At 46.0% G+C, this 14,961-nt stretch carries 11 protein-coding genes; 6 read left to right on the forward strand and 5 right to left on the reverse strand.

The window, feature by feature from the left end:
- Positions 1-116 precede the first annotated feature (116 nt).
- Together B0681_RS06660 and B0681_RS06665 are read left to right on the forward strand one after the other, a co-directional pair.
- Positions 117-1,913 (forward strand): aminopeptidase P family protein, encoded by a 1,797-nt coding sequence (locus tag B0681_RS06660; RefSeq protein WP_078317970.1) that lies wholly within the window; start codon positions 117-119, stop codon positions 1,911-1,913.
- Between the two features lie 143 nt (positions 1,914-2,056).
- On the forward strand, positions 2,057-2,581 hold the full coding sequence (locus B0681_RS06665; protein WP_078317971.1) for a hypothetical protein: 525 nt from the start codon (positions 2,057-2,059) through the stop codon (positions 2,579-2,581).
- A gap of 30 nt (positions 2,582-2,611) precedes the next feature.
- On the opposite strand, the gene B0681_RS06670 is transcribed toward B0681_RS06665, so the two are convergent.
- From B0681_RS06670 to B0681_RS06695, 5 genes are all read right to left on the reverse strand, one after another.
- A complete protein-coding gene (locus B0681_RS06670; protein ID WP_078317989.1) occupies positions 2,612-3,997 on the reverse strand; it encodes an anthranilate synthase component I family protein in 1,386 nt (461 codons plus the stop codon).
- Positions 3,998-4,123: 126 nt separating this feature from the next.
- A complete protein-coding gene (locus B0681_RS06675) occupies positions 4,124-5,779 on the reverse strand; it encodes an alpha/beta hydrolase (protein ID WP_078317972.1) in 1,656 nt (551 codons plus the stop codon).
- Between the two features lie 139 nt (positions 5,780-5,918).
- Entirely contained in the window at positions 5,919-6,209 is a 291-nt protein-coding gene (locus B0681_RS06680) for a barstar family protein (RefSeq protein ID WP_078317973.1), read from the reverse strand.
- A gap of 869 nt (positions 6,210-7,078) precedes the next feature.
- On the reverse strand, positions 7,079-7,396 hold the full coding sequence (locus tag B0681_RS06690; protein WP_078317975.1) for a hypothetical protein: 318 nt from the start codon (positions 7,394-7,396) through the stop codon (positions 7,079-7,081).
- A 190-nt stretch (positions 7,397-7,586) separates the two neighbouring features.
- The gene (locus B0681_RS06695; RefSeq protein ID WP_078317976.1) at positions 7,587-8,819 is read right to left on the reverse strand and encodes a beta-ketoacyl synthase N-terminal-like domain-containing protein; all 1,233 of its coding nucleotides are present in this window, start codon (positions 8,817-8,819) and stop codon (positions 7,587-7,589) included.
- Between the two features lie 365 nt (positions 8,820-9,184).
- On the opposite strand from B0681_RS06695, the gene B0681_RS06700 reads away from it, so the two are divergent.
- The 4 genes from B0681_RS06700 to fusA all read left to right on the forward strand — a co-directional run bounded on the left by B0681_RS06700 (position 9,185) and on the right by fusA (position 14,833).
- Positions 9,185-11,359: an EcsC family protein gene (locus B0681_RS06700; protein ID WP_078317977.1), complete on the forward strand. Its 2,175-nt coding sequence runs from the start codon at positions 9,185-9,187 to the stop codon at positions 11,357-11,359.
- A gap of 246 nt (positions 11,360-11,605) precedes the next feature.
- Positions 11,606-11,980, forward strand: coding sequence for a 30S ribosomal protein S12 (gene rpsL, locus B0681_RS06705; protein ID WP_003656377.1), 375 nt, complete (start codon positions 11,606-11,608; stop codon positions 11,978-11,980).
- A gap of 114 nt (positions 11,981-12,094) precedes the next feature.
- Entirely contained in the window at positions 12,095-12,568 is a 474-nt protein-coding gene (rpsG, locus tag B0681_RS06710; protein WP_078317978.1) for a 30S ribosomal protein S7, read from the forward strand.
- A gap of 138 nt (positions 12,569-12,706) precedes the next feature.
- Entirely contained in the window at positions 12,707-14,833 is a 2,127-nt protein-coding gene (gene fusA, locus B0681_RS06715; RefSeq protein WP_078317979.1) for an elongation factor G, read from the forward strand.
- Positions 14,834-14,961: the final 128 nt, after the last annotated feature.

Raw genomic sequence — 14,961 nt, forward strand, 5'->3', positions numbered from 1 at the left:
CTTTTGTGATAAGCTTATCAAGAGCCCATGATTTAAAACATATCAGGCTTGTGATAAAATGCTTAGGACTTGGGTGGGTATTGCCCACGGTTTTTCACATGATTTAGGATAGAATTATGACTGATTCGGTTCAAGTGCGTCGTGAACGCCTACAGAACGCTCGTGCATTGATGGCAGAACATGGCGTGGATGCACTGATTATCCCATCTGCTGATCCACATATGTCGGAGTATTTGCCAGTGTATTGGCAGGGTCGTTCGTGGTTGTCAGGCTTTACAGGCTCGGTGGGTACGCTGGTGATTACCGTTGATTTTGCTGGTGTGTGGACAGATAACCGCTACTGGGTGCAAGCACCGATGCAGCTTGAAGGTACGGGTATCGAACTACAAAAAATGCAAATCGGTCGCCCGACTTTCTCGACATTTTTGGCTGAGCATCTGCCAAGCGGTGCCAAAGTCGCCATCGATGGCAATGTCTTATCGGTCAATGAATCAGACACGCTAAAAGCTGCTTTTGGTGATAAAGGCATTGAGCTTGTGACGACCCTTGATTTGCTTGCCAAGATTTGGTCGGATCGCCCAAGCTTGCCAACAGATGCCATCTATGAGCATCCTGCCGAGTTTGTCGATACGACAGCAGCGGACAAGCTTGCCAAAGTCCGTAGTGCCATGAGTGAAAAAGGTGCTAACGCCCATCTGATCAGTAGTCTAGATGACATCGCATGGCTGGTGAATCTGCGTGGCAGTGATGTGGTGTTTAACCCAGTCTTTTTGTCGCATCTACTGATTACAGATACGGCCGCGACATTGTTTGTCGATCAAAACAAGCTTGATGACACCATCAAAGTAAATCTTGCCGCTGCAGGCATCAATACGGCGGATTATGGCGACATCATCGATGCGGTGGCGGATGTGCGTGGTACGCTACTGATTGATCCTGCTCGTGTCTCGGTCGGCACACTCTCAAAACTGCCTGCTGATACTGCCATCGTGCGTGCGATGAATCCAAGCACCTTGCTAAAAGCCATCAAATCAGATGCAGATATTGAGCATATCCGTGAAGCGATGCGTCAAGATGGTGCGGCTTTGTGCGAGTTTTTCTCAGAGTTTGAAGCAAAGCTTGCTAAGGGTGAGAAATTGACTGAGCTGGATGTCGATCGTATGCTCAACGAAGCTCGCAGCCGTCAGCCGCATCATATTTCACCAAGCTTTGGCACGATTGCAGGTTATAAGGGTAACGGGGCGATTGTCCATTATTCAGCCACTGAAGATAATTTTGCTACCATTGAAGGTGATGGCCTGCTACTGATTGACTCAGGGGCGCAGTATTATAACGGCACCACCGACATCACGCGTATGGCAAGCTGTGGCACCGTCAGCGATGACGAAAAGCGTGATGTGACTTATGTGCTCAAAGCACACATTGGACTTGCCAATGCACACTTCCCAGAAGGACTGCCATCAGGTCAGATTGATGTGCTGGCTCGTATCCATCTATGGCAACAAGGCTTGGATTATGGCCATGGCACAGGTCATGGTGTGGGCTACTTTATGAATGTCCACGAAGGTCCACAAGTCATCTCAGTACACGCACCAGCCACCGCCGAGCGTGTACTGAAGCGTGGCATGATCACGACCAATGAGCCAGGACTGTATCGTGAAGGCAAATGGGGCATCCGCCTAGAAAACTGCGTCGTACACGTGCCAGCACATGAGACTGAGTTTGGGACTTTCTTGAAGTTTGATGATTTGACCTTGTGCCCGTTTGATACGCGTCTGATTTTGCCAGAGCTATTGACCACCGAGGAAAAAGCATGGCTGAACAGCTACCATCAGCGTGTCCATGATGAGCTGATCGACCGTGTTTCAGGCGATGCTAAGGCGTGGTTGATTGAACGCACCAAAGCGGTGTGATTTGACAGATTCAAGCTGATTGAATGGCAAAAGCTCCATCGGGTGATGGGGCTTTTTTGTAGTGATGTCATCGAAAATGGCAAAATGCACCAAGTGATTTTTTTTGATATAATCTAAAAAACAAATAAAAACCAGCAGGGTTTATGCTTTACGAAGAATTATCCAAATTCCAATTTTCGCCATCATTGTATATCAGCGGCAAACGAGCCTTGAATATAATTGATTCGCAAAACCAAACTGGTGATTGGCATAGCTATGATGCTTGGTATCGTCCTAATGCTTGTGTTGGCTTGTATCAAGTGGTTGGCAAGGGCTGTCAGCTTGATACAACGCCTTATCTAGGGGATTTGGGCGTATTCCATGCCAATGAACTGGTATATAACAAAATGGGATTGCCAAACTTTGGCGATACTGTGTATTGTGCAACTCATGCTAGAGCCATAGCGGATTTGGTGATTGCTGAAGCTTTTTTTACACCGCCATTTAGGGGTACAAGCTTATTTCGCACAATGTCACTGTTTGATTTTGATGACTTTATGGGGATGCCTGAAGACAAACAAAAAGTGTATGACTTACTACAAATCGCCATACCAAAACTACCAAAAGCACAATCAGACCATGTGTCCGAATGGCTAAGATTAGCCAAGGAAAAGAATTATGATTTATAATTGGATTGATTGATGTCAAAACACCACCCATCACCCATCCGCCAAAGTCTTTAAAATCATCCCAACTTTATCCATGCATTCTTGATATTCATCATTGACTTGTGAACGGATGGTGATACCGCCACCTGCCCAGACACTGATGCCATTGGCATTGGCTTGGATGGTGCGAATCAGCACATTAAACTGCCCCGTCCCATCAAAATTCAAATAACCCATACTGCCACAGTACGCACCACGCGGGCGCGCTTCAAGCTCATCAATCATCTCGCAGGCACGCTTTTTGGGTGCGCCAGTGATAGAGCCTGCCGGCAATGAGCCAAACAGCACAGCGATAGGGTAGCTATCATCTTTGAGCGTAGCGGTGATGGTGCTGACCATGTGATGTACATTGCTAAAGCTTTCGATGGCGAAGCGAATGGGCGTTTTGACACTGCCGATCGTGGCATATTTACCCAAGTCGTTGCGGAGCAAATCGACAATCATTAGATTTTCGCTGATGTCTTTACTGCTCTGGGCAAGCGCTTGTTTGTACTCGTCATCGAGTGCTTTGTCCGCTGAACGGGGGCGAGTACCTTTGATGGGCTTGGTGATGATATGAAGCTGATGATCTTGTTGATAAAAGGTAAAAAACAGCTCGGGCGATACGGATAATAATTCAAAATCGGTAAGCTGTAAGTAACCAGCAAATGGCGCTTGGGTCTGTTGCATCAAAGATGGTAGATGTGCTGATAGATGGGCTGTTTGCGTGGTATGCCAAGCTTGGGTGAGATTGATCTGATAGCCATCACCAGCCAGCAGATAAGCTTGGGCTTGCTCAAAGGCGTGTGCATAGTCGGCTTTTGACCAGATGGGTTGTAGGCACAAGGCGTGTTTGGCGAGTGATTTGACCAAGTTGAGCTGCTCAATCATCGAGATCAGCAGGGTGATATCAAACTGTCCGTCATGACAAATCAACTCATAACCATCTGCACACGGACTCAAAATCAAATCATAATGCCCAAAATAACACGCAGGCTGAGCATGATCAATCTTGATGTTAGGATTGAGTGCATGAGCGGCGATGTCATAGCCGACAAAGCCCATCAGTCCATGCTGATAAGATGGTGTCGCATGGTTTGTGTCGGCATGAGTTGTCTTTGATTGAAAAGGGAGCGTATATTCACCAAGTATCTGCATCAGCTGTGTATAACTGCTTGGCATCTGCTCATATTGATAGTCATCAAGCGCGCGACGAGTCGCCGTGGTCAGCGTCATTTGTCCGTCGCATGGCGTCATCTGCCAGCTGTTTTTTGGCAAAATCCCAATCACAGGTGCGTGATGATTATTCAAAAAACACACCTGCCACATAGGATAATGATGAGCGATGCGTGCAGTCAGCTCATCAGGGCGAAGGCTACTTGGGATAAAGTGGGTCATGACGATCAGCGAATAAAAAAGACCAATTGTATAGCAAATTCCCCAAAAACAAAACCCTGCAACAATCAATGGCGTGCCAAATGCTCATCTGTTTGCAGGTTTTGTTTGTAGGTTTTGAATGAGTTTTCACCAAAAATCCACACTGCGTACCACGACAGGGCGGTCAGTGGTGATGGTCACTGCGGTGATGGTGCGGTTGTGAGCCGTAGGGGGTAGGGGCAGATGTGCGGTACCAAGTCGATAGCTACCACTGTCATGCTCGCTGGCTCGATTCATCAAGGCAGGATGTGTGGCAGGGATAGTTAGGCTGATAGTTTCACCATTATCCAGTAATAAAGCGATATCAACATTTGTGCCTTTGCCATCTGCATGGCTGCCTACAGGGGCGATGTGTAGTGCAAGGGCGGTTGCACCTTTGATATTGGCGGTAGCTTTGGTGCTTCGCTCGATATACGCGACTGGGGTGAGTGTCTGCACCACGCCCATCTCAGGCTCAGGACAGGCGGGCATGATGGCAGCGGCAGGGTTCATCGGGTCTGAATAAGCACAGTATTGGACGCCTGCGGATTTATCCAGTGCAGTCTCGCTGAGTGTCTTGGCATCGACATAGCCGATGGCTTTTGGAGTTAGGGCGAGCCATCTTGCACTGTGAGTGGCGACTTGCTCAGGTAGTGGTGCGTGTGGGGTGCTAGGTAGTGGACTGGTTTTGCCTTGTAAGCTTGCACCAAACCAATCACTCATGACGGACAGTAGCATCGCTTCATGCGTCTGATCGTCAGGGCAAGCGATCATATCACAGCCACGACGGTCATCAATGCCTGCTTTGGCGGCGGTGCGGTTGATGGACATATGACCAAAATGCGGCAACTCCACCGTGCTTGCCACCGTGTTTCTCGGTGTGGTGGCATAGTGTGACAGCCACAGATTGGCAGATGCGCCGACATCGGTATCACGGCTACCGACGATGGCAAGATAAGGAATATCCATCGGTGCAGGCGAGATATCAGCCAGCTCAAAGGTCTCATACGATGGTGCATAAGCCAGTACGCTCTTGAGATGCTTGCCAAACAGTCGCACGGCAGTGTCGGTCATCTGTGCCGAACGAGAATGGACAAACAAGCCAATATTGGTCAAATCCACAGGCGCAATACCAAAACCAAGCTTCTCATCATGCGCATTACTGCGTTCGATACTGCTGACAAATCGGCTGATGATATCTTGCCAAAACAGCGTCTGATCATAAGGTTCTTTGAGATCCAGTCCGATAAATGCTGGTGCCAAATCAGGAATCACCACCGCAAAACCAAGCTTGGCAAGATGTTCGCCTGCATATCGCATCCCTTCATCATAGCGTAGCTCATCGACGCCATTGGCACAAGGATAGCGTGATTCTAGATCAGCACAGTTGGGTGCACGCAGATGACTTAGAATAATCAGTGGTACAGGTGCGTCCGACTGTGCAGGCGCAATAATGAATCCACGAGCAGGCGCACTGTATTCACCGACTTTGGCATTACCGTAGTCGATGGCGATGGTGGTGAGTTGACCATCAGCGCTGTGTTCAATCTTGGTGGCGGCTGGTGTGCGATTGGCAGGTGCTTTTGGGCCTGCAGTAGCTGCATCATCCAAGACTTCGGTGCTGACATCCTGTGTCAGACTGGTGGCGGACTCGATGGTGTCATTGGACTGCTCGGGTTGCTCGGCTTTTGGTGTGCAGGCGGTGAATAGGGCGGTGCATAGCAGGCTTAGAGTGATGGCTTTATAAAGTGGCAACGGGTGCATGGTATCATCAGGTGTTATTGGTTGAAAGCTTTATTGTAAAGCACTTTGGCAAAAAACAAAACCCTATGGGGTGGTGTGCATTTCATCGCTATGATTTTGCAAACTAATCCATGAGCTAATTTAATATAATAATTAGTGTTTATTTTAATATATAATCAAAACGTTCCGCCCATCCAAAACCTTCATCTTGTTCTTTGGTTCGTTGCAATACATTAATAATCCCATAAAAACTTACCCCCATGCTATTTTTTGATTTTTCAGAATTATTCCAAACAATACAAACAGGTCTTTCCACTCCCCAAGACAACAAATCCCAAAGAGCATCAAGATTATGCCCATAAAACTCTGTCACACCACACTGTATCGCCAAAGTCTTATGAAAATCCTGTTCAGTCTTGACAGTATTACCATCAATAATGATTTGATTCATTTTTATCCGCCTATAATAAGCCCAGCAGGGTGCATGCAACGCACCATTAACCTAAAAATCATCCGAATTAGGTCTGCCACAATGCTGACATTTTTTTGCAAAAAGTACACCCCTAAGGGTTTTATCACCTAACTGACCAAAGCTAAAAAAACTTCCTTTGCACCACGGACAGATATTCTTGCTTAAAAAATAAAATATTGAAAAATATATACATCCGACTACCAATGTTGTAACAATTACACTATGCAAACCCATTTTAATCAGGAATACAGCCAATACAAGTAATGCAAGTGGCATGTAAAAAAAATACTCTTAGCCTTATTTGCATTAATGAATGATAGTGAGACAGGCATGATTGTTTCATCTTTTTCTCAAATCTTAAATGCAAGCCCAGTAAGCTGCGAACCAAGTACCTTTGTTTTGAATTGCTTTTTCAAGGTGCGTTGTATGCACCCTACTGCTAGTACAGCCACTTAAAGTTTTGAAGCGTAAAAAATAAAAAACAGAAATAAATCAAAATAATAAACAAATATATAGAATAATATAATAATAATTATCATCTTAAGTTCATATTTTTTATTTTTAAATAATATGAACTTAAGAACCATTGATAATATATATGGGATGATAGGTGTCACTAAAATAAAAATTGTCTTTTTTGGAAAATATAACTTTATTATTTCTTGATAAATATAACTTATGTCCATGTTGGAAGATGAAATAACATCCCAAAAATAAATTATATTTACCAATATAAAAAAATATAGAAAAAAATAAATATCATTTTTATATTTTAATAATATATTCATTTCTTTTTCTCCAAAATCAAGTCCAGTAGGTGGGTGCAACGCACCCTGCCGCTACCGTAATCAGTTTTTTCTAGGATAACCGCAATTGGTGCATTTGTTACCAAAAATAGTTAATGGATTTGCAGCATCCTGCTTTTCTCCAAACCAGAAAAATGGCCCTTTGCAATAAGGACAGATGTTATATTTGTTGATAAATACAATTGTTGAAATATAAAAGAAGCCGCAAAATGCCATAAATGACATATAAAAAATCAATTTTGTCTCAAAAATAGAATCAATTAATCCCAAAACCATTAAAATAAAAAGATTTATTATTATATACCTATTTCTAATTCGTAAAAGTTTTTGATAATCGTAAAAATGGTTTTTGGAATTCATATATTTACCTTTTCAAAAAGCAATCCTGTTTTGCCAACAATATTTCCTTGATAATCTGCACGGTCGCCATTGGCAAGTATTTTATCATAAGGATTATTTGATAAACCATAAGATTATTTTTAAGTACACCACACATTATACAAAAAACAAAACCCCATCAAAAGATGGGGTAGTTGGTAGAGAGTGCCGATTAGCCCAAGTATTTTTGTAGGACTAGGGCGGCATTTGTACCACCAAAGCCAAAGCTGTTGCTCATGGCACTGTTTACGGCAGTGTGGCGTGTGGTGGTGACGATGTCAAAGTCTTTGGCACCATCATCTAGGTTGGTGATGTTGATGGTTGGTGCGATAAAGTCATGATTCATCATCAGTAGGCAATAAATCAGCTCTTGGACACCGACCGCGCCTAGGCTATGACCGGTCATTGATTTGGTTGAGCTGATGGCAGGCGTGTTATTGATACCGCCAAAGGCAGCGGCGATGGCGTTTAGCTCAGTGATGTCTCCAAGTGGTGTGCTCGTGCCGTGACTATTGACATAATCAACCTTATCTAGACCTGCTTGGGCTAGGGCGATTTGCATACAGCGTACCGCACCTTCACCACTAGGGGCAACCATCTCAGCACCGTCTGATGTCGCACCGTAGCCTGTGATTTCGGCTAGGATGGTAGCACCACGCGCTTGGGCAGATTCTAGGCTTTCGACGATGACCATACCGCCACCACCAGCAATCACAAAGCCATCACGGTCTTTGTCATACGGGCGACTGGCCGTGGTCGGTGTGTCGTTATACTGTGTACTCATCGCACCCATCGCATCAAACATACACGACTGTGTCCAGTGCTCGCCTTCACCACCACCTGCGATGACCATATCGGCTTTACCAAGCTGAATCAGCTCCATCGCATGACCGACGCAGTGGCTAGAAGTGGCACAAGCTGATGAGAGTGAGTACGAAGTACCTTTGATTTTTAGGCCTGTAGCCAGTGTGGCAGAGACTGAGCTTGCCATCACCTTTGGCACGGCCATCGCACCCACACCACGCAGACCCTTTTCACGCATGGCATCGACAGCAGCGACGACATCAGCAGTCGATGCACCGCCTGATGCAGCCACGACAGCGACTCGTGGATTATCAGCGACATCTTCGACAGTCAACCCTGCATCTTTGATGGCGGCTAGGGCTGCGACATAGGCGTACAGACTGGCATCGCTCATAAAGCGTTTGAGCTTGCGGTCGATACCTGTGGTATCTAGGCTATCAGCGTCGATACTGCCAGCGACTTGTGATTTGAAGCCATGATCGGCATAGCTTTGATTGAATGATAGACCTGATTTTCCATCCATCAGCGCTTGTTTGACAGTGGTCAGATCATTACCCAAGCATGAGACAATGCCTGCACCTGTGATGACAACTCGTTTCATGAGCAAATTCCTAAATAAGTTTACAGTTGTAATGCGGCTATTGTAACAAATTATTCCAAAATTTAGGGGAATTTTTTCCATCAATTTTCATAAATTTTCATAAAAATAGGTAAAAATCAGCCAAAAAACGCATCAAAAATTGCCAATATTATCAAAACAGCATCATTGTGACAGTAATTTGTGTATAGATGAACATTTAATAACATTTATCTTGCATATTTTTACTAGGCGTGATGGGTTTTTTATGTTAGTCTTAGTTCAGTTGTCAGGATTTGCAAAGGATGTCGCCATGACAAACCAGCGAACGATAAGCCTGATTTGATGGATATTTGATTCTTTAAATTTAAATAATGATGGAGAGACCTATGCCTAAATCGAACAAAAAAAACGCAAAAACCAACACTGCTCAGCAAGCACATGATGAGCAAATCCAAGCCCTAGCAGAGCAAGTCGCCGAGCACGATGATGTGGAGATCGTCGCTGAAGTGGATATTGATAACAAAGCAGTGTATGATGTGGTGATCATTCGTGACAGCAATACCAGTGATGATGCCGATCAAGCTGATAACAAAGATGCTGATAAAGCCGATGAGAAACAAAAAGATACCGAGGCAGACAAATCAGCCGATGATAAAACCAGCAACGATGACAAAGCTAAAAACGACGATGATAAAGCGGATGGCAAAGTCGATCAAGCCATCGACGACATCAAGCAGGCAGGTGGCACAGCCTCTGAAAAAGTCCAACAAGCTGCCGAAGACATCACTCAAAGCGCACAAGACAAAACCCAAGAGCTTAAACAAGCGGTCAGCGAAAAAGCAGATGAAGCCATCGAGCAGGCGCAAGCGCTGAAAGATCAAGCCATCGAACAAGTCGAAGACGCCCAAAAGCTGGCTGGCGATAAGGTGGATGAAATCAAAGAGCAAGCAGCCGATGCGATCGATACAGCCAAGCAGCAGGCCAGTGAGCAAGTCGATGCCCTAAAACAGCAAGCCGAGACGCTAAAGCAAGAAGCTGCCCAAAAAGTCGATGAGCTAAAAGCACAGGCTGAAGACAAGCTGCACCAAGCAGGCGAGCAAGCAAATAGCGTCGTCGATGCCGCCAAGCAAAAAATCGATGAAGCCAAACGCGCTGCCGAAACGCTTAAGCAAACTGCTTATGATAAGATCGATGACCTAAAACAAGCCGCCAGCGAAAAGAGCGAGGTGATCAAATCGCAAGTGACCCAAAAAGTCGATGCGCTCAAATCTGGTGGTGAGTCGCTAAAGCACAGCACCGAACAGAAAGCTGATCAAGCCATCACTGATGCACAAAGTGCCGCTTTGACAGGTTCGGCGGCTGCTTATGATAAGATCGAAGCGGCCAAAGACACCGCCAAAGATAAGCTTGGTCAATTCATCGAGCAAAGCAAACAGGTATTGGACGAAAAAGTCCAGCAACTGGGCGAAAAATACGGCGCGACAGACACCGTCAATGAAATCGGCGATCAGGTTGGTCTGGCCACTCAGGTCATCAAAGATGAAGCCCAATCACTTCAGCTGACCGCCCAAGAATCGCTACAAGCAGCCAAAGAAGCTGGTGCGGCCTATGAGGCCACTCATGATGAAAAGGGTCTGGGCGCCACATTGGGTAAGTTGGGTGCTTATCTGTCAGGCATGTATGGCGCAAGTCAAAGCCGAGATAAGCGCTATCAGGCGGTGGACATCGAAAAAGATGACTTTGAACAAGATGCATTCCATGCCCAAAGCAGCTTTTTTGCAGGTCAAATGTTTGGTGCCAAAGCGATGGCAGCTCAAAACCTAGTGGGCAAAGTCGTCCCTCAAAGCAAGTTTGACGCCATCGGTGATGCTATCTACAACAAAGTGGCCGAATGGTCGAGCAGCTGGGCGATCAATGATCTGAAAAAAGACTCACGCTACGATCTGCTACAGACGATGAATGGCGCTGAACGCGATGCCTTCGCCCATGACATCGCCAACCAAAACCGTGCGCTGGCTACTCTAGGCGGTGTGGCAGGACTGGCTGGCCTAAAAGGCGTGGTGGCTGACATGGCGTGGCTTTTGATGGTGTCATTGCGCACCGTGTATCAAGTGGCAGCGATTTATGATAAGCCATTGACGGGCAAAGAAGGCGTCAAAAAAGCCTACGGCGTGCTATCAGGTGCCAATTTGGAGAAATTACAAGAAAAGCAAGTCATTTTGACTGCATTGGCGCTGGGCAGCACCATGTTGGCCAACGCTCAAAGCACGGGCGTCAAAGCGCAGCTAGACAGTCTGTCAGCGCGCTATCGTGAAAGCCAGCCGTATGCCAAACAGTTTGTTGATCTGGATAAATTCATTGATCTGGATAAACTAAATCCTAAATGGCTGCACAAACTGCTGCCAATCTCTGCGGTGGCTGTGGGCGCGCATTACAACAATGAGCTGATTGATGAAGTGATCGGTACCGCGATGGCGACTTTCTCAGATACTTTGACTGAGGAAAATCTGCTGACTGCTGAGCATAATGACGATACTGATGCTCAGACAGAAGATGCCTAAGCACAGATTTGATCGAGCAACGACAAAATGGCGGAAGACAACTGCCATTTTGTCGCATTGAAAGATTTTTATTGAATAAATTGCTCAAATTACAACTTATTTTATAGGGCGGCTTGAAGTTTTCTTGATTTAGCCCTATAATATATTGCCCCTAAAAGGGGATTTGCGTTATTGGTTGAAATCGCTGGCTTAGGTCGGCGGTTTGTCAATGGCGAATTTTTAACAACAACGGGAGAGAATTGCCCTATGGCAACTACAAACCAGCTAATCCGCAAGGGTCGCACAACCATCAAGGAAAAATCAAAAGTTCCTGCGTTGCAAGCGTGCCCACAGCGTCGTGGCGTGTGTACTCGTGTTTACACCACCACACCAAAAAAACCAAACTCAGCAATGCGTAAAGTGTGCCGTGTGCGTCTAACTTCAGGCTATGAAGTTTCTAGCTACATCGGCGGTGAAGGCCACAACCTTCAAGAGCACAGCGTTGTTCTAATCCGTGGCGGTCGTGTTAAAGACTTGCCAGGTGTGCGTTATCACACCGTGCGTGGTGCACTTGATTGTGCAGGCGTAAAAGATCGTAAGCAAGGCCGTTCTAAGTACGGCGCTAAGCGTCCTAAGGCATAAGCCTAAGACATCATTTGCATGAATTGGGGTTTGGTGTGTCAAACCCGCTCATGCAGTAAGGCTGGTTAAACCTAGCTTTATACCAGACAATCCTGAAGAAACAAGGAAACTATTATGCCAAGACGTCGTGTCGTTGCTGCCCGTGAAATCCTACCAGATCCAAAATTCGGCAGCCAAACAATCGCTAAATTCATTAACCATGTGATGGTTGATGGCAAAAAATCAGTCGCAGAAAAGATCGTTTATGGCGCACTAGATGCAGTTGCAGCCAAAAAAGACATCCAAGATCCTGTGGCTTTCTTTGAAGAAGTGCTAGAAAATGTTCGCCCAACCGTCGAAGTTAAAGCTCGTCGTGTTGGTGGTGCTACCTACCAAGTACCTATGGAAGTACGCCCATCCCGTCGTACCGCCCTAGCAATGCGTTGGTTGGCAGACGCTGCAGCGAAGCGTTCTGAAAAATCAATGGCTCTACGCCTAGCTGGCGAGCTAAATGATGCATCAGAAGGCAAAGGCGCAGCCATCAAGAAGCGTGATGATGTTCACCGTATGGCGGACGCGAACAAAGCGTTCTCACACTATCGCTTCTAATTGGTTTTGGCTGCTTGTCAGCAAAAGCCTGCGATTGTTTTTGGGTAATTTCCCAAACAAAACTCAAAAATCTGCCAGACCGAGCATTGTTTGGCTGGCAGATTTACCAAATTAAACAGAATTTTTCTAGGAAAAATTATGGCTCGTACAACTCCTATTAGCCGCTACCGCAACATCGGTATCTCGGCACACATTGACGCTGGTAAGACTACTACCTCTGAGCGTATTTTGTTCTACACAGGTGTATCACACAAAATTGGTGAAGTACACGATGGTGCTGCTACCATGGACTGGATGGAACAAGAGCAAGAGCGTGGTATTACCATTACTTCTGCTGCGACCACCGCATTTTGGTCAGGCATGGGCAATCAGTTCAAAGAACACCGCATTAATGTCATCGACACCCCAGGCCACGTTGACTTCACTGTAGAGGTTGAGCGTTCTATGCGTGTACTTGACGGTGCGTGCATGGTTTACTGTGCGGTTGGTGGTGTGCAGCCACAGTCTGAAACTGTATGGCGTCAGGCTAACAAATATAAAGTACCTCGTCTAGCGTTCGTGAATAAAATGGACCGTACTGGTGCTAACTTCTTCCGCGTGGTTGAGCAAATGAAAACTCGCCTAGGCGGCAACCCAGTGCCTATCGTTATTCCAGTGGGTGCAGAAGACAGCTTCACCGGTGTTGTTGATTTGATCGAAATGAAATCAATCATCTGGGATGAGCCATCACAAGGCATGAAGTTTGAGTACGGCGATATCCCTGCTGATCTTCAAGACACTGCTGAAGAGTGGCGCACCAACATGGTTGAAGCGGCTGCTGAAGCATCTGAAGAGTTGATGGATAAGTACCTTGAAAATGGCGATCTGACCAAAGAAGAGATCGTTGAAGGTCTGCGCATCCGTACTTTGGCAAGCGAAATCCAGCCAATGCTTTGTGGTTCTGCGTTCAAGAACAAAGGCGTTCAGCGTATGCTTGACGCTGTGATCGAGTTCCTACCAGCACCAGATGATGTTGAGGCGATCAAAGGTATCCTTGACGACAAAGATGAGACTGAAGGTTCTCGTGAAGCGTCTGACGAAGCACCGTTCTCTGCATTGGCGTTCAAAATCATGAACGACAAATATGTGGGTAACCTAACATTCGTTCGTGTGTACTCTGGTGTTGTTAAACAAGGCGACAGCGTTTATAACCCTGTTAAGATGAAGCGTGAGCGTATCGGCCGTATCGTACAGATGCACGCAAACGAACAAAAAGAAGTGGAAGAAATCCGCGCAGGTGACATCGCTGCCCTAGTTGGTATGAAAGATGTAACCACTGGTGATACTCTGTGTGATAACGATCACATCATCACTCTAGAGCGTATGGAATTCCCAGAGCCGGTCATCTCACTAGCTGTTGAACCAAAAACCAAAGCTGACCAAGAAAAAATGTCGATCGCTTTGGGTCGTCTAGCAAAAGAAGACCCATCATTCCGCGTTCGTACTGATGAAGAGTCAGGCCAAACCATCATCTCAGGTATGGGTGAGCTGCATCTTGACATCATCGTTGACCGTATGAAGCGTGAATTCAATGTTGAAGCGAACATCGGTGCGCCTCAGGTTGCATACCGTGAAACAATCCGTCAAACTGTTGAGGTTGAAGGTAAATTCGTTCGCCAAACTGGTGGCCGTGGTAAGTTCGGTCATGTATGGCTACGCCTAGAGCCGCTAGATCCAGCCAGCGAAGTTGAATACGAATTTGCTGAAGAGATCGTCGGTGGTGTGGTTCCAAAAGAATACCATGCAGCGGTTGATAAAGGTATCCAAGAGCGCATGAAAAATGGCGTTATCGCAGGTTATCCAGTTGTTGGCGTTAAAGCGACTCTGTACGATGGTTCATACCACGATGTTGACTCTGACGAATTGTCATTTAAGATGGCAGGTTCGATGGCGTTCAAAAAAGGCTTCGTACAAGCAAGCCCAGCGCTACTAGAGCCGATCATGAAAGTTGAAGTAGAAACTCCTGAAGACTACATGGGCGACATCATGGGTGACTTGAACCGTCGTCGTGGTATGGTTCAAGGTATGGATGACCTGCCTGGCGGCACTAAGTCTATCCGCGCTGAAGTACCACTAGCTGAGATGTTCGGCTACGCGACTCAAATGCGTTCTATGTCTCAAGGTCGTGCAACCTACTCAATGGAATTTTTGAAGTATCAAGAAACTCCGAAGAATGTTGCTGACGAGATCATCAAGAAATTCACAGCCAAAGACGATGACGAGTAATCGATCGTTTTTGGTGAGTAAACTGCAATACCTGCTGGTTAATAACACGGCGGTATTGCACTTAAATCATTAACCATCCTGTGCTTGAATTTTAATCATGCACTTAATACGAGGAAACCATCATGGCA

The organism is Moraxella porci DSM 25326 (assembly GCF_002014855.1).
GTDB lineage: Bacteria > Pseudomonadota > Gammaproteobacteria > Pseudomonadales > Moraxellaceae > Moraxella > Moraxella porci.

Coding starts and splice junctions, on each gene's coding strand:
- B0681_RS06660 (WP_078317970.1), top strand. CDS start 117: ATGACTGATTCGGTTCAAGTGCGTCGTGAACGCCTACAGAACGCTCGT.
- B0681_RS06670 (WP_078317989.1), bottom strand. CDS start 3,997: ATGACCCACTTTATCCCAAGTAGCCTTCGCCCTGATGAGCTGACTGCA.
- B0681_RS06690 (WP_078317975.1), bottom strand. CDS start 7,396: ATGAATTCCAAAAACCATTTTTACGATTATCAAAAACTTTTACGAATT.
- rpsL (WP_003656377.1), top strand. CDS start 11,606: ATGGCAACTACAAACCAGCTAATCCGCAAGGGTCGCACAACCATCAAG.
- rpsG (WP_078317978.1), top strand. CDS start 12,095: ATGCCAAGACGTCGTGTCGTTGCTGCCCGTGAAATCCTACCAGATCCA.
- B0681_RS06695 (WP_078317976.1), bottom strand. CDS start 8,819: ATGAAACGAGTTGTCATCACAGGTGCAGGCATTGTCTCATGCTTGGGT.
- fusA (WP_078317979.1), top strand. CDS start 12,707: ATGGCTCGTACAACTCCTATTAGCCGCTACCGCAACATCGGTATCTCG.
- B0681_RS06680 (WP_078317973.1), bottom strand. CDS start 6,209: ATGAATCAAATCATTATTGATGGTAATACTGTCAAGACTGAACAGGAT.
- B0681_RS06665 (WP_078317971.1), top strand. CDS start 2,057: ATGCTTTACGAAGAATTATCCAAATTCCAATTTTCGCCATCATTGTAT.
- B0681_RS06675 (WP_078317972.1), bottom strand. CDS start 5,779: ATGCACCCGTTGCCACTTTATAAAGCCATCACTCTAAGCCTGCTATGC.
- B0681_RS06700 (WP_078317977.1), top strand. CDS start 9,185: ATGCCTAAATCGAACAAAAAAAACGCAAAAACCAACACTGCTCAGCAA.